The organism is Brevundimonas bullata (genome assembly GCF_014207965.1).
GTDB classification, from domain to species: Bacteria; Pseudomonadota; Alphaproteobacteria; order Caulobacterales; family Caulobacteraceae; genus Brevundimonas; species Brevundimonas bullata_A.
Genome location: NZ_JACHLM010000002.1, coordinates 213,437 through 231,154 on the forward strand (window position 1 = coordinate 213,437; position 17,718 = coordinate 231,154).

Consider the following 17,718-nt stretch of genomic DNA (forward strand, 5'->3'; position numbering starts at 1 on the left):
CATTTGGCCGGGGGGCTGCGGCCCCCCATATTCCTCGCGAAATGCTGGAGGAGGCCCCATGATCGCCCTGATTATTCTCGCCGTTATCGTCGTCGTTCTGCTGTTCGTCGTCGTCGGGGCCTACAACAAGCTGGTGGCGCTGGATCAGACGGCCAATCAGTCGTTCGCCGACATCGACGTGCAGCTGAAGCAGCGTCAGGACCTGATCCCCAACCTGGTTGAGACGGTGAAGGGCTACGCCACGCACGAGCGCGGCACCCTGGACGCCGTAACCCAGGCCCGCGCCGCCGCCGCTGGAGCGCGCACCGTTGATGAGAAGGTGCAGGCCGAGAACATGCTGACCGGGGCCTTGGGCCGTCTGTTCGCGGTGTCGGAGGCCTACCCGGACCTCAAGGCCAACGCCAACTTCCAGCAGCTGCAGATGGACCTGTCGGACATCGAGAACAAGCTGGCCGCCGCGCGTCGGTTCTTCAACAATGCGGTCAGCGAGTTCAACGCCGTGCGCCGTCAGTTCCCGACTGTCCTGTTCGCCGGCATGTTCGGCTTTGCCTCGGACAAGCCCTTCTTCGACGTGGGAGAGGGTGAACGCGCGGCTCTGAATGCGGCGCCGCCGACGGTGAAGTTCTAAGCCCCAATGGCGGTGTTCGGTCAGGCCGTCGGCCTCAAGACCCATATCTGGCAGAACAACACCCGGTCGGCGATCCTGCTGGCCGGGTTCCCGGTGCTGCTCGTGCTGATCCTATTCGGCATTCAGGTGCTGATGATGGGGTTCGGTCTGCTGCCCAACTCGGGCGGCGACTTGGGTCAGGACCTGGCGCTGGCGGCGTCCATGCTGGGCTGGACCGTGCCGACGGCCCTGGTCGTCGCCGCCATCTGGTTCGTCATCGCCTTTTTCGGCAATCAGGCGATGATCGACGCCATGACCGGCGCCCGCAAGGTCGAGCGGCGGGTCGAGCCCGAGCTCTACAACCTGCTGGAAAATCTGGCGATCTCGCGCGGGCTGCGGACGCCGACGCTGCGGATCATCGAGAGCCCGTCGCTGAACGCCTATGCGTCAGGGCTGCATGAGGGGAACTACAGCGTCACCGTCACGCGCGGCCTGATGCAGGCGCTGAGCCGCGATGAGATGGAGTGCGTCCTGGCCCATGAACTGACCCACGTCATCAACAAGGACGTGCGGACCATGGTGATCGCCTCGATCTTTGCGGGGATCATCAGCGTGGTGGCCGAACTGGTGTTCCGCAGCCTGTTCTATGTGCGCGGCGGTCGCGGGGGGAATAACAAGAACGCTATGCCGCTGATCCTGATCGGCCTGGCCATCGGGGTGATCGGCTTCGGCCTGGCGGCGGTCATCCGCATGACCCTGTCGCGGACGCGGGAATATGTGGCCGATGCGGGGGCGGTCGAGCTGACCAAGAACCCGGACGCCATGATCTCGGCGCTGAGGAAGGTGTCAGGGCAGTCGAAGATCGAGGCGCCTGACGAACTGCGCGGCATGTTCCTGGACAATACGGCGGACAAGGCGGGGTTTTCTGGATTGTTCGCCACCCACCCGCCGATCGAGAAGCGGATCGCGGCCCTGGTGAAGTTCGCCGGCGGGCGAGACGAGGGGGCGTGGGGCGAGGAGCGCACTGCGGTTCCGACGACCTAACGCAGCTTCTCCCTCCCCTTCATGGGGAGGGTGGTCGCGAAGCGACCGGGTGGGGAGGCGAGTTGATCCTGGGTGTCGCGCTTGAATAGCTTGGCCGCCCCACCCGACTTCGGCCTTGGGCCTCAGCCACCCTCCCCCTGAAGGGGAGGGAGAGGCGCGGCGCTAATCTTTTAGGCGTTCCCAACCCAGAGGACGTAGGGCCTCCATGGGCCTGAACCTGGCCTTGTAGTCCATCTTGGGCGAACCCTGGACCCAGTAGCCCAGATAGACGTAGGGCAGGCCGACCAGCGCCGCCTGGCGCAGGTGATCCATGATGGCGAACTGGCCCAGGCTGCGACGCTCCAGATCGGGGTCGAAGAAGCTGTAAACCATCGACAGGCCGTCATGCAGCAGATCCGCCAGGCAGACGCCGACCAGATCGCCGGGGCCGTCGTCGTCGGCGGGCATGCGGTATTCGATCAGGTGGGTGCGGACGGCCGTGTCCTCGACCATAGACACATAGTCGGACCAGCCCATGTCGCTCATGCCGCCGCCGGGGTGGCGCGCGGCCAGGTAGCGGCGCAGCAGGTCGAACTGCTCCATCGTCGCCTCGGCTTCGACCAGATCGCGCGACAGGTCGGCGTTGCGGTTCAGGATCTTGCGCTGCGAACGCGAGAAGGCGAACTCGGCCACCGGGATGCGGACGGAGACACAGGCCGCGCAGGTCTCGCAGGCCGGGCGATAGGCGATGTTCTGGCTGCGGCGGAAACCGGCCTGGGTCAGGGCGTCGTTGACGTCGGCGCCGTCGCTGAAGGGCAGGTTGGCGAAGACCTTGCGCTCGAACTGACCGGGCAGATAGGGGCAGGGCGCGTTGGCGGTCATGAAGAACCGCAGCTGCCGGGTCGGGAAATGCTGGGTCACGGCCTTACGTCCGTTTCCAATCGTTTCGGCAGGTTTGCGCGCGGGTCATCATGCGCCGATTTGGCGCGCAACCGGGGGATTTCGCAAGCGCCGTGAGTGCGGCGCTTGCGGTCACAGGCTGGTGTCCGTGGGCAGGACCGGCGCTTCGCGCAGCAGGACGATGGCGATGCGGCGATTGCCGGCCAGCGAAGGATCGTCGGGATAGAGGGGGTCGGACCCCGCCTTGCCCGCGACCGAATAGACCCGGTCGGCATTCACGCCCGCACCTTGCAGCGTCAGGCGCGAGGCGTCTGCGCGAGCGGACGACAGCGACCAGTCCCCGGCGCTGCTGGCGCGGCTGGAGCCGGCGACGGCACTGGTGTGGCCGGTGATCGAGATGCGGTTGGGCAGCTGGTTGATGACCTTGGCGATGGCCCGCAGCAGCATCTGGGCGCGCGGGTTGGGGCGCGAGGAGCCGTTCTCGAACATCGAGCGGCCTTCCTGGTCGACCAGCTGGATCCGCAGACCCTCGGGCGTCTGGTCGATGATCAGCTGCTTCGAGAGCTCGGCCAGTTCGGGCATGGCCTGCATGGCCTGACGCAGGCTTTCGGCGGCGCTGGCGAAGTCGGCGGCTTCGCGTTTGGCGATCTCAGCGCGCAGGGCGGATTCGCTGGCGGCAGCCAGATTGGTGCTCTGGCCGGCTTCTTCAGGCGATTGAGGCGCCTCGGGGGCCAGTTGCTCGACCATGGCCATGGAGCCGGAGCTCTTGGCGCCGTCGTCGCCCAGGGCGGTGCCGCCCAGGATGCCGCCGGACCCGGAGGTCGAGGCCGAGACGTTGGCCGGGGCGAAGTATTCGGCGATGCCGCGCTTCTGCTCCGGGTCGGTCGTGTTGATCAGCCACATCAACAGGAAGAAGGCCATCATGGCCGTCACGAAGTCGGCGTAGGCGACTTTCCACGCGCCGCCGTGGTGGCCGCCGGCGACCACCTTCTTCACCTTCTTGATGAGGATCGGGCGATCGCTCACGGACATGGGCAGGCCAATCTTAACGTCGTCTGTTAGCCGTGAATCTCACAGGCGCCTTAAGAAGCGGTTGCCTTGGCCGGGGGCTTCGGTGTTCAAGCGATTTTGTCAGGGTGGGGGAATGATGTTTTTTGAGTTTCTGACGATCGCGACCTTGGTCGTCGCTTCGGACGAAGTGGCCGTCGTGACGGCCCCTTCGGAAGGGGAGTTGCGATTGCGTGAGGCGGCGCCGGAACTGTCGGCTCTGCCGGATGTGGTCCTGGTCGCCTATCCGGTGAGCGGGCGGACATCGCGCGCCGTCAGGACGGCCATGAATGCGGCGCGGCCTGCCGAAAGCGACGGCGGCGAGCGCTTCGACGGCGTGACGCGCTGGCGGTATTCAAGCCGATGGCAGCGGCGTGGGGGCCAGCAATGCTTGCCGGAGACGACCGTCACCAGCGTGGCCATCACCGTAATTCTCCCCGACTTGACGGAGCCTGAAAAGCTGGGGCGCAGGGACCGAGAGGCCTGGGGGCGCTATTTCAAGGCCCTGGCGACCCACGAGATGAACCACGCCCGCATCGCCTTGCACGGACGGCAGGAGATGGAGAAGGCCATGCGCGCCGCAGCCAATTGCGAGGACATGCAGGCGGCTGCGGACCGTGTTTCAAACGACGTGGCCGCGGCAAGCCGGGAATATGATCGCCTGACAGAGCATGGAAAGCGCGAAGGGGCGGTCTTCCCTTAGGAGGCTCGTTCGGGGCGCGGCGGCCTTGCCCGGCGACGACCCACGGCTTAGGTCAGGCCTGTGATCATGACCCCATCTCCTTCCGAATTCGACGCCAAGGCCTATCGCAAGGCGCTGGGCGGCTTCGCCACCGGCGTCTGCGTGGTGACGGCCCATACGGCCGAGGGGCCGCTGGGCATTACAGTGAACAGCTTCACCTCGGTGTCGCTGGACCCGCCGCTGGTGCTGTGGTGCCTGGACGTGAAGTCGGACCGCCACGACGCCTTCGCCGGAGCCGAGCGCTTCGCCGTGCACATGCTGCCGGTCGAGGATCAGGCCATGTCGGATCGTTTCGCCTGGGGCGTCTGCACCCTGTCGGACGACGAGTTCGAAGTTGGGGACCCGGCGCCGCCGCGTCTGCGCAACGCCGTGACGCGGCTGGACTGCGCGACCCACGACCGCATCGTCATGGGGGACCACCTGGTCATCGTCGGGCGGGTCGCCGCCTTCGAGACCCATCCCGGCGACGCCCTGACCTATTTCCGGGGCAAGTACGGACGGGCGGTCGATCCGACGGCGTGAGGCCTAACTTTCCGCGCCTTCTGAATATTTCGCTCATCCCGGCGAAGGCCGGGATCCAGATGCAGACGCGACATCGGCAGTTTGAAGAGCCGGTGCAGCGCCCGCGTGTTCTGAGCTTGCGCCATATAATCTGGATCCCGGCCTTCGCCGGGATGAGCGGAACAGGTGGGCCCTACGCCCCCAGAAGCCTTGCTGCCTTGGGGGCGAAGTAGCTGAGGACGCCTGAGGCGCCGGCGCGCTTGAAGGCGTGCAGGGTTTCCAGGATGGCGCGGTCTTCCTCCAGCCAGCCGTTGGCGATGGAGGCCTGCATCATCGCGTACTCGCCGGACACCTGATAGGCGAAGGTCGGGATCTTGAAGGTGTCCGAGACCAGGCGGACGATGTCGAGATAGGGCAGGCCCGGCTTGACGATCAGGGCGTCGGCGCCTTCGGAAATGTCCATCGCCACCTCGCGCAGGGCCTCGTCGGCGTTGGCGTAGTCCATCTGATAGGTCTTCTTGTCGCCGGTCAGGGACTTGGACGAGCCCACGGCGTCGCGATAGGGGCCGTAGAAGGCCGAGGCGTACTTGGCGGCGTAGCTGATGATCAGGGTGTCCGGCAGGCTGTTGGCTTCCAGCGCCTCGCGGATGGCCTGGACCCGGCCGTCCATCATGTCGGACGGCGCCACGGCGTCGGCGCCGGCGTGGGCGTGGATGAAGGCCTGTTCCACCAGACGTTCGATGCTGACGTCGTTAAGGATGCGGCCGTTCTCCATGACGCCGTCGTGACCGTGGTCAGTGTAGCAGTCGAGCGCCACGTCGGTCATGACGCCGATCTCGGGCGCGGCGTCCTTGATGGCCTTGATGCAGTCGGGGATCAGACCGTCGGGGTCGCTGGCGGCCGTACCGACGCTGTCCTTGATGGCGCCGTCCACGTTCGGGAAGAGGGCGATCATGGGGATGCCCAGGTCGCGCGCCTCGACGGCGGCCTTGGCGGCTTCTTTCGGCGACAGGCGGAAGACGCCGGGCATGGAGGCGACCGGCACGCGATCTTCGGCCCCGTCGTGGACTATGATCGGCCAGATGAGGTCGGCTGGCGTCAGGGTCGTCTCGGCGACCAGACGGCGCACCCAGGGCTGCGAGCGCAGGCGACGCGGGCGGGCGTAGGGGAAGGCGGCGGGCTGGAACGGCATGGTCATGCAGGGCTCATAGTCCGGTAGACGAGGCAGGGAAACGGCCTTGGAGGTCGCATATCGGACCCCGGTCGGGAAAAAACAGAGTCCAATTCGTCTAATGAGTCTGAAATCGCGGCGTCCAGAGGCAGAGACTAGCGCGTGCCTGCGTCATTGGCGGACACAAGATGCGGCGCATGGCGCTGGCGGGGTGACGTATCCCAAGCGCTTGGATAGAAGCAGCATGAACGCCCCGTCAGAGGGCCAGAGTCGGGAGCATAGATCATGGACTTCGCCCTCAACGACGACCAGCGCGCGATTCAGGACGCGGCGCGGGCCTTCGCCGACGCCGAGTTGGCGCCGCATTCGGCCCGGTGGGACGAGGACAAGCATTTCCCGGTCGATGTGATGAAATCGGCGGCAGAGATGGGCTTTTGCGGCATCTATACCGGCGAAGAACACGGCGGCATGGCCCTGGGCCGGGTCGAGGCGGCGGTGATATTCGAGGAGCTGTCGCGCGGGGACGTGGCGACGGCGGCCTTTATCTCGATCCACAACATGGCGACGTGGATGATCGACAAGTTCGGGTCTGACGACCTGCGCTCGCGCTTCGTGCCGTCGCTGGTGACGATGGACAAGATCGCCAGCTACTGCCTGACCGAGCCGGGTTCGGGCTCTGACGCGGCGGCGCTGCGGACCACGGCGGTGCGTGACGGCGATCATTTCGTCCTGAATGGGTCCAAGGCCTTCATTTCGGGCGCGGGGACGTCGGACGTCTATGTCGTCATGGTCCGCACGGGCGGCGAAGGGGCCAAGGGAATCAGCGCCGTGGTGGTCGAGGCGGGGACGCCCGGCCTGTCGTTTGGGGCGCAGGAAAAGAAGATGGGCTGGAACGCCCAGCCGACCGCCATCGTCAGCTTCGACGATTGCCGCATCCCGGTCGCCAACCTGCTGGGTGAAGAGGGCGCGGGCTTCAAATACGCCATGGCCGGCCTGGACGGCGGACGTCTGAACATCGCCGCCTGCTCGCTGGGCGGGGCGCGGCTGGCGCTGGAGACGGCGCAGGACTACGTCGCCACGCGCAAGCAGTTCGGGCAGGCCATCGGCCAGTTCCAGGCGCTGCAGTTCCGTCTGGCCGACATGGCGACGGACCTGGAGGCGGCGCGCCTGATGGTGCTGCGCGGGGCCTGGGCCATCGATAACGACCACCCGGAAAAGACCAAGTGGTGCGCCATGGCCAAGCGCCTGGCCACTGACGCCTGCTTCCAGATCGCCGACGAGGCGCTGCAGATCCACGGCGGCTACGGCTATCTGAAGGACTATCCGCTGGAGCGGATCGTGCGCGATCTGCGGGTCCACCGCATTCTTGAAGGCACCAACGAGATCATGCGCGTGATCATCGCGCGGGAGCTGGCGAGAGCCTAAAACGGAAGCGGTGGTATGTTGATTGCCCTACTGGCGGCGACTGTGATGTTCTCTCATCAGGAGGCAGCCCAGCAACCCGCCCCACGACACTGGGACACGGTGTCTTGGTCCAAGATGCCCTTGCCTGAAGCTCCGCAGGGCGCACACGGAGTTATGCAAGCGGAAGTCACCTGCGTGGCGGCGGAGCGGAATCGCCTCTCTTCCTGCCGCCTGGAGAGGCAGCTTCCGACGGACGGTCGTTTTGGGCGCAATGTTCTGAGAAGCTTGCGGGATGCTCGAACGCGTGGAGATCAGATGCAGCCGGGTGACACTGTGACCTTCGCGGTTTGGTTGTGCATGGATCCCGTGCCGAGCGGAGGCTGCAAAAAGCTTCCTTGGCCGAACGAACATTAGAAATCTGAATATGCTCAGGCGCTGTCAGCGACTGGTGGGGTATGGAAATGAGCGAAGCTGAAGTTATCACCCGCGTCGAGAACGGCGTCGGTCGCATCACCCTGAACCGGCCCAAGGCGATCCATGCGCTGAACCGGGGCATGTGCGAGGCGATGATCGCGGCGCTGCTGGCTTGGCGCGGCGACGACGCCGTACGCTCGGTGCTGGTCGACCATGCAGGCGAGCGCGGCTTCTGCGCCGGGGGCGACATCCGCATGATCGCCGAGAGCGGGGCAGGGGATGCGTCGGAAGCCAGGGCCTTCTTCAAGACCGAGTATCAGCTGAACCATCTGATGTTCGAATACCCCAAGCCGATCTCGGCCATCGTCGACGGCATCGTCATGGGTGGCGGCGTGGGCATCAGCGAGCCGGCGGATGTCCGCATCGCCACCGAGCGCACCACCTACGCCATGCCGGAAACGGGCATCGGCCTGTTCCCTGATGTGGGCGGGGGCTGGTTCCTGCCGCGCCTGCCGGGGCAAACGGGGGTCTGGCTGGCGCTGACGGGGGCGCGGCTGAAGGCGGCGGATACGGTGGCACTGGGCATCCACACGCATTTCGTCGAGAGCGGCGCGACGGCGGCTTTGAAGGATGAACTTCTCGCCAATCCGTCTGATCCCAAGGCCGTGGCCGACCGCGTTTCGGGCGAGGCAGGTCCGGCGCCGCTGGACGCGCATCGCGAGGCCATCGACCGGCTGTTCGTCTTTGACACGGTCGAGGAGATATTCGCCGCGCTGGAGGCAGACGGCTCGGACTGGGCGCTGAAGCAGCTGGAGACGCTGAAGACCAAGTCGCCGCAGTCGCTGAAGGTGTCGCTGCGCCAGATCCGCACCGGGGCGACGCTGGCGTCCTTCGCCGCGAACATGGCGATGGAATATGCCCTGGGCGGTCGGGTCGTGCAGACCCATGACTTCCAGGAAGGCGTGCGCGCCGTCATCGTCGACAAGGACAATGCGCCGAAGTGGTCGCCCGCCGACCTGGCGGGCGTCAGTGATGCGACGCTGGACGCCCTGTTTGCGCCCTTGCTCGCCGACGAGGCCTGGTCGCCGCTCTGAAAAGGTCGCTGCGGCGCAACATTTGTTGTTCCGGAACGCCTGTAGGGCTATCTAGGCGGCATGAGTAAGCGCTGGACCCCTGAATCCTGGAGAAACAAGCCCGTCGTGCATATGCCGACGGACTATCCTGACATGGCCGAACTGGCCCGTGTCGAAGACGAGCTGCGGGCCATGCCGCCCCTGGTGTTTGCCGGCGAAGCCCGCAAACTGACCCAGCACCTCGCGCAGGTGGAGGCGGGCAACGCCTTCCTGCTTCAGGGCGGCGACTGCGCCGAGAGCTTCAAGGAGTTCTCGACCGACAACATCCGCGACACCTTCCGTCTGATCTTGCAGATGGCGGTGGTCCTGACCTTCGCCGGGCGCAAGCCGGTGGTGAAGGTCGGCCGCATCGCCGGTCAGTTCGCCAAGCCGCGCTCGTCGCCGCTGGAGGAAATCGGCGGGGTCGAGCTGCCGTCCTATCGCGGCGACATCATCAACGGCATGGGCTTCACGCCCGAAGAGCGTGTGCCCGATCCGCAGCGCCTGCTGAAGGCCTACAATCAGTCGGCCTCGACGCTGAACCTGCTGCGCGCCTTTGCGGGCGGCGGCTATGCCGACCTGTACAACATCCACCGCTGGACCCTGGGCTTCGCCGACAATGGCGCGGGCGCGGCCTATCGCGAGCTGGCCGACAAGATCACCGAGGCCCTGGCCTTCATGGAGGCGGTCGGCGTCACGCCCGAGACCCATCCCGACCTGTCGCGCGTCGAGGTCTTCACCAGCCACGAAGCCCTGCTGCTGAACGTCGAGAGCGCCCTGACGCGCCTGGAAGGTTCGTCGGGCGAATGGTTCGACACCTCGGCCCACATGCTGTGGATCGGCGAGCGCACCCGTCAGCTGGACGGGGCGCACATCGAGTTCATGCGCGGGATCTCGAACCCCATCGGCGTGAAGTGCGGGCCGACCATGACGGCGGAGGATATCCTGCCGCTGATCGACGCCCTGAACCCGAACAACATCCCCGGCCGGCTGACCCTCATCGGCCGCTTCGGTCACGACAAGGTCGGCGATCGACTGCCCGCCCTGATGCGGGCGGTGAAGGCCGAGGGTAAGCGCGTCATCTGGTCGATCGACCCGATGCACGGCAATACGCTGAAGGCCGCCAACGGCTACAAGACCCGGCCGTTCGACCGCGTCATGGGCGAGGTCCGTACCTTCATCGACGTGGCGGAGGCCGAGGGCGTCCACCCCGGCGGCGTTCACCTGGAAATGACCGGTCAGAACGTCACCGAATGCCTGGGCGGCGCCCAGGCGGTGACCGAGGACGATCTGTCGAGCCGCTATCACACCCACTGCGATCCGCGTCTGAATGCGGATCAGGCGCTGGAGCTGGCCTTCCTGGTCGCCGAGCGCCTCAAGGCCGGGCGTCAGGCCCGCGCCGAGGCCGCGTGACCTCGGCAGTTGAAAACGAAGGCTCGGGCTGCGTCGCCTATCAGGGCGCGCCCGGCGCCTTCAGCCATGAAGCCTGCCTCGACCTGCGCCCGTGGGACGAGGCGGTCGGGTTCGAGACCTTCCAGGGGGCGATTGACGCCCTGCTGTCCGGGCAGTGCCAGTTCGCCCTGATCCCGGTCGAGAACTCGACAGTGGGCGTGGTCGAGCCCGCCGCCACCCTGGTGCGCGAGGCGGGGCTGGTCGTAGTCAGCGAGGCCTGGCGGCCGATCCGGCTGGCCTTGCTCGGTTTGCCCGAGGCGCGGCTGTCGGACATCCGGACGGCGGAGAGCCATCCGGTCGCCTTGCAACAATGCTCGAAGGCTCTGGGCGAGCTGAAGATCGCCTCGGTCGAGGTCTTCGACACGGGCGGGGCTGCCGCCGCGGTGGCCGAAGCCGGCGATCTGACCCGCGCCGCCGTGGCCCCGGCGCGTGCCGCCGAGGTTTATGGCCTGGCGGTTCTGCGCAACGATTTGCAGGATTTCAGCGACAATCGGACGCGATTTGTCCTCCTCAGTGCACCTGGGGCTTGACCGCGCACAGAGTTTGCGCGCTTAAGAAGAGATCGGATCGACCCTGATCCTGAAACCGGACCGGATTCATGTCCTCGCTGCGCGCACAACTGACCCTTGAAACCACCACGCGCGCGGTGGCCGGCTTTTATTTTGGCTACGGCTATTACGGCTTTCGATACGCCGGCTGAGGCGTCGGGCTTCTAACCAACCCTGACAGTCTCGCTGGCGACCGCTTAACCCGAGCGGCCTCTGCACGCGTTCCTGCCTGATGTTCGGCGGACGCGATCTCCTCATCGAAATTCCATGCCGAAAGCCTGATCACATGCCCAATTCCAATATCCAGCAAGTCTGGCCCGCTGAATCCGCCGAGCTGAGCCCCGAGCAGAAGGCGCTGGCCGCGCTGCGCGCCGAGATCGACAGCCTGGACGACCAGATTCTTGAGCTGTTCGAGCGCCGTCTCGCCGTCGCCGCCCAGGTGGGCAAGGCCAAGGACGCGCCGACCGGCCCGCACACCAAGCTGCGTCCCGACCGCGAGCAGGCCGTTCAGGCTCGCGTCCTGAAGCAGTGCGAACCCGAGAACCGCGAGGCGGTCGAGCACCTGTGGCGCGAGATCGTCGGCTGGGGCCTGGCCCGCCAGGGCCGGTTGCAGGTCCACGTATGGGCCCCCATCGACCCGGCCAAGGCCGTGGACGGCGCCCGTCTGCGCTTCGGCGCCGCCGCCGACATCAAACTGGTCCGCGATCCGCAGGCCGCCTTGGCCCATGCGGCTGAAGGCCATGGCGTGGCCGTCCTGTCGATCAACACCGACGACGCCTGGTGGATGGGCCTGCGTCGCGAATGGTCGATGCTGAGCGTCTTCGACGGCTACGGCGGCGACACCCCGACCTCGCTGGCCGTGGGCAAGATCGATCCGCCGGCCCTGCCGATGGGCCGCCGCGTGGTGGTGACGGTCGGCGGCGACGCCGGCGACGGCTCGGGCGCGCGGCGCTGGGGCCTGAACACCAACCACGGCTGGACCCTGGCTCTGACCGACGCCGACGTGGCGCCGGGCGATGTTGAAGGCTGCGTCGGCGCCATCGGCTGAAGGCGAGGGCTTAACGCGCGTTAAGCCTGTTCCTCAACCCTGTCTCAAAAGACTGCGTTCAGCATGGTGGCATGAACGCTTCCGTCATCCTGCGGCTCGGATCGGTCGGCGCCCTCGCGGTGCTGCTGGCCGGCTGCGGCATGGCGGAGGCCGATCCTCATCGCTTCGAAGGCGTGGCCAAGAACATCGCGGCCATTCCGCTGTCGACTCGCGACGGCGAGGCTCGGCGTGAACCGTCGGGACCGCGTAACGCCGAAGAGGCGGGGCTGCGTCCGCTGAAGGTCGAGCTTTTGACGCCGCATCAGCTATGGGACGCCCGCGACGGGCTGACGAGCAAGGCGGCGGCTGTGTTGCCCGCCCTGCCGTCTGTGTTCATTGATCCTGAAGCGCCGCCGGAGGTGCAGGCCGCACAGCAAGCCGCCGCCAAGCCCGCGCGGCCGCAGGCGGTCGCCTCGCCTTCGAACGCCGTGCTGATCCAGCTCGGCGCCTACGCCAGCCAGGCCTCGGCTCAGGCGGCGTGGGAGCGTCTGGGGCAGGGGAGCCATGGCCTGAAGCCGGTGTTCGAGCCGGTCGAGGTTCAAGGTCGGCGTCTGGTTCGTCTGAAGGTTCGGGCCGGATCGGCCCAGGCCAAGGCGCTGTGCGAGCGTGCGGCGGCGTCCGATCCCTGGTGCGTTCGGGCCGCAGAGGCGACGTCGTCCACAGGCGCGGCTTAAGGTTTCGTTGACGACTGGCGTCCTTGGCCCGATCTAGGGCGTCTTGGACGGGGAGCGAACGATTGAGTCGCGCCCGTCGAAACATCGGGACTCATCATGGCGCAGCCTCAGGTCATCGTCATCGGCAATGAAAAGGGCGGGGCGGGCAAGTCCACCCTGGCCATTCACATCGTCACCGGCCTGCTGCACGCGGGCAAGAAGGTCGCCATCATCGACCTGGACCTGCGTCAGCGGTCGATGGAGCGGTTCTTCTCCAACCGTGGGGCGTGGACGGCGGCCAACGAACAGCCTCTGCCCATGCCGATCGTGCCGGACATGGGAGACGGCAAGGCCCTGGCCAAGGCCGACGAAGCCGAGCAGCTGGCGCGTTTCGACGCCGCCTATGCCGAGGCGCAAGGCGTGGCGGACATCATCCTGATCGACACGCCCGGGGGCGACACGGCCCTGTCGCGCGCCGCGCACGGCCGCGCCGACCAGATCGTCACGCCGATGAACGACAGCTTCGTCGACTTCGACCTGCTGGGCGAGGTCGATCCGGTGACGCTGGATCTGAAAAAGCCCTCCATCTATTCCGAGAGCGTCTGGGAGGCGCGCAAGCACCGCGCCATCACCGAGGGGCGTCAGGTGACGATCGACTGGGTCGTCGTCACCAATCGCCTGGCCGTGGCCGAGGCGCGCAACCGTCGTCGTCTGGAAGAGAAGATGCTGAAGTTGGCCAAGCGCGTCGGCTTCCGCGTCGGGCCGGGTCTGCGCGACCGGGTCATCTATCGCGAGCTGTTCCCCTTCGGCCTGACCGTGGCCGACCTGTCGAACGATATCCGTCCGGTGTCGGTGTCCCTGGCCCACGTGGCGGCGCGTCAGGAACTGCGCAATCTGATGCAGTCCCTGGGTCTGGACGACGCGCAAGGCGGTTCGTTGGCGCCGCTGGACGCGGCGGCGGCCTGATCGTCGCATGGGCCTGATCTGGCTGGCGCTGGCCGCCGTGGCGGTGTGGGCGCTGGCCCGTCTGGGGCGGCAGACAGAGCGCGCGCGGCGCGGCCACTGGCGCATTTCCGCGACCATCCTCAGCACGGCCCTGTTCGCGGGGGCGGTTCTGGCTGCGTCGCGCGGCGTGTGGCTGGCGGCGATAGGGCTGGCGGGGGCAGGGCTGTGGCTGGCGGTGCAGTCGCGGGTTCGGACCGTGCCGCCGCGTGCGTCCGTTGCTGAACGTCTGACGGAAGCCGAGGCGCGGGCCATTCTGGGGGTGACCGCCGACGCGACGCCCGAGGCGGTGCAGGCCGCCTGGCGTCGTCTGATGGCGCGAGCGCATCCCGACCAGGGCGGGACAGAAGGGCTGGCCGCGCGCGTCAATGCGGCGCGGGATCGGCTGCTGAAGGGCTGAACTATCTCTACCCGCTCATCCCCGCGGAGGCCGGGACCTAGTGCTTTGGCCAAAAACGCTGCGCGGAAATCAGAGGGGCGCTGTTCGGGACGTAGCGCTTGAGGCACTTACTGGGTTCCCGCTTCCGCGGGGATGAGCGGGTTATGGTTTGGCCTTAAACGTCCAGGTCCGCCACGGCGAAGCGGGCGTTTTCCTGGATGAACTGGTAGCGGGCCTCGGCCTTGCGGCCCATCAGGCGTTCGACCAGGTCCTCGATCTCTTCCTCGCTGTCGGGCAGGGAGACGCGCGCCAGGGTCCGCTTCTTCGGGTCCATGGTGGTCTCTTTCAGTTGCGAGGCCATCATCTCGCCCAGGCCCTTGAAGCGGCCGATCTCGACCTTCTTGCCCTTGAAGACGGTGGCCAGCAGCTCGTCGCGGTGGGCGTCGTCGCGGGCGTATTCCGACAGGGGGCCGGCCGAAATGCGATAGAGCGGCGGCAGGGCCATGAAGAGGCGACCCTGGCGGATCGTCTCGGGCATGGCGCGATAGAAGAAGGTGATCAGCAGGGCCGCAATGTGGGCGCCGTCGACGTCGGCGTCGGTCATGATGACGATACGCTCGTAGCGCAGGTCTTCGATGTTGAAGCGGCTGCCGGGCTGGACGCCCAGGGCCAGGGCCAGGTCCGACAGTTCGATATTCTGACGCAGCTTGTCCGCCGTGGCCGAAGCGATGTTCAGGATCTTGCCGCGCAGGGGCAGGATGGCCTGGGTGGTGCGGTCGCGCGCCTGTTTGGCCGAGCCGCCGGCCGAGTCGCCTTCGACGATAAACAGTTCGGTGCCTTGCGCCGATTGACGCGAGCAGTCCGACAGCTTGCCCGGCAGGCGCAGCTTGCGGGTGGCGGCGGCGCGCTGGACTTCCTTGTCCTTGCGGCGGCGCAGGCGGTCCTCGGCGCGGTCGATGACGAAGCCGAGCAGGGCGTTGGCCTGCTTCGGGCTTTCGGTCAGCCAGTGGTCGAAGGGGTCGCGCAGCAGCTGTTCGGTCAGACGCTGGCCCTCGGGCGAGGACAGGCGGTCCTTGGTCTGGCCCTGGAATTCGGGGTTGCGGATGAAGACCGAAATCATGGCGCCGGCGTTGGCGATCACGTCCTCGGCGGTGATCTGGGCGGCGCGCTTCTCGTTGGTCAGCTCGCCATAGGCCTTCAGGCCCTTGACCAGGGCCGAACGGAAGCCGGCCTCGTGCGTGCCGCCGTCGGGGGTCGAGACGGTGTTGCAGTAGGAGGCGATGAAGCTGTCGGCGTCGCCGAAGCCGATGGGCGACCAGGTGACGGCCCATTCCAGCGCGCCCGCCTCGCCCTTGCGCTCGGCGCGGCCAGCGAAGACGGGGGTGACGGTTTCCAGCTCGCCCACGCGTTCGGCCAGGGCGTCGGCCAGACCGCCGGGGAAGTGCAGGGTGGCCTCGGCCGGGGTGGCGTCGGTGATGCGTTCCGGCGCGCAGGTCCATTTGATTTCGACGCCGCGGAACAGATAGGCCTTGGCGCGGGCCATACGGTAGAGGCGGGCGGGCTTGAAGGCCGCGCCGACGCCGAAGATCTGCTCATCCGGATGGAAGCGGATACGCGTGCCCTTCTTCTTGGAGGGGCCGACCTGCTGGATGGGGGCCTGGACCAGGCCGCGGCTGAAGGACTGGCGCCATTCGAAGCCGTCGCGCCAGACGGTGACGTCCAACTGGTCCGACAGGGCGTTGACGACCGAGACGCCGACGCCGTGCAAGCCGCCCGAGGTCTCATAGGCCTTGCCCGAGAACTTGCCGCCCGAGTGCAGCACGGTCATGACGACTTCCAGGGCCGACTTGCCGGGGTGCTTGGGGTGGGGATCGACCGGGATGCCGCGGCCGTCGTCGCGAACCGACAGGAAGCCGTCGGCGTCCAGATCAACGGTGATCAGCTTGGCGTGGCGGGCCACGGCTTCGTCCATCGCGTTGTCGAGGACTTCGGCGAAGAGGTGGTGCAGGGCGCGTTCGTCGGTGCCGCCGATATACATGCCGGGGCGTTTGCGGACGGGCTCCAGCCCCTCCAGCACTTCGATCGAGGAGGCGGAATACCCGGTGGCGGCGGCCGTCGCCGTGCTGGCGTGGGTCGCCAGCTCGACCTTGGGCTCATGCGCGACGGGCGCAGACGCGGTCGGAATCGGCGCAGGGACAGGCTGAGGCGAAGCAGGGGCTTGCCCGGCCACGTCTGGGCGGGTCGGTTCAGCGTCGTCGAGCGTAGAAAACAGGTCAGCCATCGGTTCAGTCTGAGGCGATTCGGGAGCCGGTCTGGTAGGCCGCGCGCCGGCTTGGCGCAAGCATTGCCCGTTGCGGTCTCGGCTCAGGATATACAGCGCGCGCCAGGATCGCCAAACACAGGGTCCAGGGCATGCTCTGGGCGCTGAGAAGAACACTCTCTGACAGGGTGAGCAGGAGATAGACTGTGAGGTAGGCTACGCCCCAGAAGCCTTCGCGCAGGCCTGCTGCGGGCAGGCGGATCAGGGTCAGCAGATACGACGACGCGACGATCGTTCCGACCAGAACGGCGCCCGGCCACCCCAGTTGCGCCAGAAGGTCAATCCAGCCGTTGTGGGCCGAAGGCACGGACCAGCCCGTCTGATGACGTATCCAGGCGGCGGGTTCAGACCCCTTGCCCCAGAAGGCGTTGTAGCCATAGCCGGTCCAGGGGCGCTCATCGATCTTGCGGAACAGGGCGTCCCAGATCGCGGTGCGCCCGGTGAGGGTTGGGTCCTTGCCTAGAGCCTGGAGAATTTCCCCGGATTCTGTGCTCCACAGCCACCAGCCGAAAGCCAGGCAGATCACGCCGAGCCATATGGCTACGATGATAAGGGCGGGGCCCGCCCTTTTCAGGACCGACAGGGCGACGACGATGCTGATGCCGATCAAGGCGCAGAGCAGGGATGTCTTGGATTGCGTCGCCAGAACCAGGCAGAGGCACAGGAGGATGGTGGCGATAGGCGTGATGCTCAGTCGGTCTTTGGCGGCGATCCAGGCGGCGGCGGCGGTCGCTCCAGCTGCCATGGCTATGCCCATCTGGTTCTTCTCGTACCAGATGCCGCGCCACATGCCGGCGTTGACGTCGCTATGGACGCCGATTGAAGGCACGGCGAAAACGATGAAGACGCTGAGGATCCCCATGATCAGGGCGCAACAGGCCAGCAGTCGTGGCAGGTGGATGTCGTGAAAACGCGAGCCCAGATAGATGGCGAATGAGCCGTTTATGGTCATGGCGACGACCCGCCGCTGCGTCGTCGCGGCGTCAATTGACCATTGGGTGGAGGCAAAGGCCAGTACAACGAGGGAGCCTAGGGCCAGCCAGGCGGGCCAGGCTTTGACGACGGTTTCGAAGCGTAGCAGGAGCAGGCCCGCCGTCAGGGCGTAGGCGGGCAGCCAAAAGAGGCGGAGGATTGGCGTTTCCGATTGGTCGGGCGCCAGAACCGGACCGATCAGGGCGCCGGTCAGCATGCAGATGATGAATCCGGCCGCGACCTGCTCCCACAGAGGCGGGCCGGATCGGATCGCTTCAAGCTCTGTACGAAAGACGCGCACAGCGGCACGCTCGGGGTGCGGGGTTAAAAATGAGTGGATCATGAACAGTTTGATGCGCGTTCGCCGCCCCGGAGAACACGCGA

The 17,718-nt window shown here is 66.7% G+C and carries 17 protein-coding genes; 12 read left to right on the forward strand and 5 right to left on the reverse strand.

What is annotated here, in order from left to right; all coding sequences use genetic code 11:
- Positions 1 to 58 precede the first annotated feature (58 nt).
- On the forward strand, positions 59 to 628 hold the full coding sequence (locus HNP51_RS05465) for a LemA family protein (protein ID WP_184267961.1): 570 nt from the start codon (positions 59 to 61) through the stop codon (positions 626 to 628).
- A 6-nt stretch (positions 629 to 634) separates the two neighbouring features.
- Positions 635 to 1,651 (forward strand): M48 family metallopeptidase, encoded by a 1,017-nt coding sequence (locus tag HNP51_RS05470; protein ID WP_184267963.1) that lies wholly within the window; start codon positions 635 to 637, stop codon positions 1,649 to 1,651.
- 162 nt (positions 1,652 to 1,813) lie between these two features.
- On the opposite strand, the gene HNP51_RS05475 is transcribed toward HNP51_RS05470, so the two are convergent.
- Positions 1,814 to 2,551, reverse strand: a complete 738-nt coding sequence (locus HNP51_RS05475) for an arginyltransferase (RefSeq protein ID WP_184267965.1) — start codon at positions 2,549 to 2,551, stop codon at positions 1,814 to 1,816.
- A gap of 111 nt (positions 2,552 to 2,662) precedes the next feature.
- Positions 2,663 to 3,562, reverse strand: coding sequence for a flagellar motor protein MotB (locus HNP51_RS05480; protein WP_184267967.1), 900 nt, complete (start codon positions 3,560 to 3,562; stop codon positions 2,663 to 2,665).
- Between the two features lie 115 nt (positions 3,563 to 3,677).
- On the opposite strand from HNP51_RS05480, the gene HNP51_RS05485 reads away from it, so the two are divergent.
- Positions 3,678 to 4,280: a DUF922 domain-containing protein gene (locus HNP51_RS05485; RefSeq protein ID WP_184267969.1), complete on the forward strand. Its 603-nt coding sequence runs from the start codon at positions 3,678 to 3,680 to the stop codon at positions 4,278 to 4,280.
- A gap of 66 nt (positions 4,281 to 4,346) precedes the next feature.
- The gene (locus HNP51_RS05490; RefSeq protein ID WP_184267971.1) at positions 4,347 to 4,841 is read left to right on the forward strand and encodes a flavin reductase family protein; all 495 of its coding nucleotides are present in this window, start codon (positions 4,347 to 4,349) and stop codon (positions 4,839 to 4,841) included.
- A 172-nt stretch (positions 4,842 to 5,013) separates the two neighbouring features.
- Here the strand turns inward: HNP51_RS05490 and hemB are convergent, their stop codons facing one another.
- A complete protein-coding gene (gene hemB, locus HNP51_RS05495; protein WP_184267973.1) occupies positions 5,014 to 6,018 on the reverse strand; it encodes a porphobilinogen synthase in 1,005 nt (334 codons plus the stop codon).
- A gap of 258 nt (positions 6,019 to 6,276) precedes the next feature.
- Here hemB and HNP51_RS05500 point away from each other — a divergent pair, with 258 nt between their 5' ends.
- From HNP51_RS05500 to HNP51_RS05535, 8 genes are all read left to right on the forward strand, one after another.
- Positions 6,277 to 7,416 (forward strand): isobutyryl-CoA dehydrogenase, encoded by a 1,140-nt coding sequence (locus HNP51_RS05500; RefSeq protein ID WP_184267975.1) that lies wholly within the window; start codon positions 6,277 to 6,279, stop codon positions 7,414 to 7,416.
- Between the two features lie 440 nt (positions 7,417 to 7,856).
- On the forward strand, positions 7,857 to 8,903 hold the full coding sequence (locus tag HNP51_RS05505) for an enoyl-CoA hydratase/isomerase family protein (protein ID WP_184267977.1): 1,047 nt from the start codon (positions 7,857 to 7,859) through the stop codon (positions 8,901 to 8,903).
- 60 nt (positions 8,904 to 8,963) lie between these two features.
- Positions 8,964 to 10,334, forward strand: a complete 1,371-nt coding sequence (locus tag HNP51_RS05510) for a class II 3-deoxy-7-phosphoheptulonate synthase (RefSeq protein WP_184267979.1) — start codon at positions 8,964 to 8,966, stop codon at positions 10,332 to 10,334.
- Complete coding sequence (locus HNP51_RS05515; RefSeq protein ID WP_184267981.1) at positions 10,331 to 10,903, forward strand: prephenate dehydratase domain-containing protein; 573 nt, start codon at positions 10,331 to 10,333, stop codon at positions 10,901 to 10,903. The genes HNP51_RS05510 and HNP51_RS05515 overlap by 4 nt, the downstream gene beginning before the upstream one ends.
- A gap of 304 nt (positions 10,904 to 11,207) precedes the next feature.
- Positions 11,208 to 11,969: a chorismate mutase gene (locus tag HNP51_RS05520; RefSeq protein ID WP_184267983.1), complete on the forward strand. Its 762-nt coding sequence runs from the start codon at positions 11,208 to 11,210 to the stop codon at positions 11,967 to 11,969.
- 71 nt (positions 11,970 to 12,040) lie between these two features.
- Positions 12,041 to 12,682, forward strand: a complete 642-nt coding sequence (locus tag HNP51_RS05525; RefSeq protein ID WP_184267985.1) for an SPOR domain-containing protein — start codon at positions 12,041 to 12,043, stop codon at positions 12,680 to 12,682.
- Positions 12,683 to 12,778: 96 nt separating this feature from the next.
- The gene (locus tag HNP51_RS05530) at positions 12,779 to 13,627 is read left to right on the forward strand and encodes a division plane positioning ATPase MipZ (RefSeq protein WP_184267987.1); all 849 of its coding nucleotides are present in this window, start codon (positions 12,779 to 12,781) and stop codon (positions 13,625 to 13,627) included.
- A gap of 7 nt (positions 13,628 to 13,634) precedes the next feature.
- Entirely contained in the window at positions 13,635 to 14,063 is a 429-nt protein-coding gene (locus HNP51_RS05535; RefSeq protein ID WP_184267989.1) for a molecular chaperone DnaJ, read from the forward strand.
- 154 nt (positions 14,064 to 14,217) lie between these two features.
- On the opposite strand, the gene HNP51_RS05540 is transcribed toward HNP51_RS05535, so the two are convergent.
- The gene (locus tag HNP51_RS05540) at positions 14,218 to 16,323 is read right to left on the reverse strand and encodes a DNA topoisomerase IV subunit B (RefSeq protein ID WP_221415750.1); all 2,106 of its coding nucleotides are present in this window, start codon (positions 16,321 to 16,323) and stop codon (positions 14,218 to 14,220) included.
- Between the two features lie 4 nt (positions 16,324 to 16,327).
- Positions 16,328 to 17,551, reverse strand: a complete 1,224-nt coding sequence (locus HNP51_RS05545; RefSeq protein WP_260398344.1) for an O-antigen ligase — start codon at positions 17,549 to 17,551, stop codon at positions 16,328 to 16,330.
- Positions 17,552 to 17,718 lie beyond the last annotated feature (167 nt).